Source organism: Corynebacterium sp. (assembly GCF_030535495.1).
In the GTDB taxonomy this organism is placed as follows: domain Bacteria; phylum Actinomycetota; class Actinomycetes; order Mycobacteriales; family Mycobacteriaceae; genus Corynebacterium.
On record NZ_JAUNRW010000040.1, the window covers coordinates 1 to 1,774 of the forward strand.

Below are 1,774 nucleotides of genomic sequence, written 5' to 3' on the forward strand. Positions count from 1 at the left end.
TCGTCGCCTACGAGGTCGACGCGCAGACCCACCGCATCGACATGGACCGCGTCCGTGAGCAGGCCCTGGCCGAGCGCCCGAAGGTGCTCATCGCCGGCTGGTCCGCCTACCCGCGCACCCTCGACTTCGAGGCCTTCCGTTCCATCGCCGACGAGGTCGGCGCGCACCTGTGGACCGACATGGCGCACTTCGCCGGCCTCGTCGCCGCCGGTCTGCACCCCTCCCCGGTGCCGCACTCCGATGTCGTCTCTTCCACGGTGCACAAGACGCTGGGTGGTCCGCGCTCGGGCCTGATCGTCGCGAAGCAGGAGTGGGCCAAGAAGCTCAACTCCGCCGTCTTCCCGGGTCAGCAGGGCGGGCCGCTCATGCACGCCATCGCCGCCAAGGCCGTGGCCCTCAAGGTCGCCGGCACCGAGGAGTTCAAGGACCGCCAGGCCCGCACCATCGAGGGCGCGAAGATCCTCGCCGAGCGCCTCACCTCCGCGGACGCCAAGGCCGCCGGCATCGACGTGCTCACCGGTGGCACCGACGTCCACCTGGTGCTGGCTGACCTGCGCAACTCCGAGATGGACGGCCAGCAGGCCGAGGATCTCCTGCACGAGGTCGGCATCACCGTCAACCGCAACGCCGTGCCGAACGACCCGCGCCCGCCGATGGTCACCTCCGGCCTGCGCATCGGTACCCCGGCCCTGGCCACCCGCGGTTTCGACGCCGCCGCTTTCACCGAGGTCGCCGACATCATCGGCACCGCCCTCGTCGACGGCAAGAACGCCGACGTCGAGGCGCTGCGCGGTCGCGTCGCCAAGCTGGCCGAGCAGTACCCGCTGTACGAGGGTCTCGAGGACTGGAAGATCAACTAACCGCCGTGGATGTCCTCGTCATCGACAACCGCGATTCCTTCACCTGGAATCTCGTCGCCTACGTCGAGGACATCACCGGGGTCACCCCCGAGGTGATCACCAACGACGAACCCGGGTGGGACGTCGACCGCGTCGCGGAGTATGACGCCGTCATCATCTCGCCCGGTCCCGGCCGCCCGGAGCGCGAGTCGGACATCGGCATGTGCCTCGATGTCCTGCGCGACGGGCGGGTGCCCGTTCTGGGGGTCTGCCTCGGCCACCAGGCCCTCGCCTATGCCCACGGCGGGGTGGTCGACCTGGCGCCCGAGCCCGTCCACGGCCGCGTGTTTACGGTCCGCCACGACGGTTCCGGTCTCTTCGCCTCGCTGCCGCCGCTTATCGACGTCGTCCGCTACCACTCCCTGATCGTCTCGCACGTTCCGGACTCCCTGACCGTCACGGCACGTACCGAGGACGGCCTGGTCATGGGCCTGGCCCATCGCCGCCTGCCGCAGTGGGGTGTGCAGTTCCACCCCGAATCCATCGGTGGCTTCGACGGCCACACCCTGGTGGCCAACTTCCTGGCGATGGCGGCCGAACGTAACCGCCGCTCCCGTTCCCGCTGGCGCCTGCACACCGTCACCGTCGAGCACGAGGCCGACGGCGAGGCCGTGTACGGCGCGCTCTTCGCAGGCTCCGCGAACTCCTTCTGGCTCGACTCCACCACACCCGACCACGGCACGGGACGCTTCTCCTATCTCGGTGATGACACCGGCCCGCTGGCCCGCGTGTGGACCGGGCAGGTGGGATCACTGCTGTCTGAGCTGGCCGACGATCTGGCCGCCAACACGATTGACGTCGGTGCGGTGGACTTTGATTTCACCCTCGGCTGGGTCGGCTGGCTCGGCTACGAGCTCAAGGCCGAGTGCGGCGGG

Annotated in this window: 2 protein-coding genes; both read left to right on the top strand. The window is 69.5% G+C overall.

Annotated features, from left to right (window positions below; all coding sequences use genetic code 11):
- On the top strand, window positions 1-860 hold an 860-nt coding region (locus Q4F73_RS06665; protein ID WP_303358575.1), incomplete at its 5' end, for a serine hydroxymethyltransferase.
- Between the two features lie 5 nt (window positions 861-865).
- A partial coding sequence (locus tag Q4F73_RS06670) for a gamma-glutamyl-gamma-aminobutyrate hydrolase family protein (protein ID WP_303358576.1) occupies window positions 866-1,774 on the top strand: 909 nt, incomplete at its 3' end.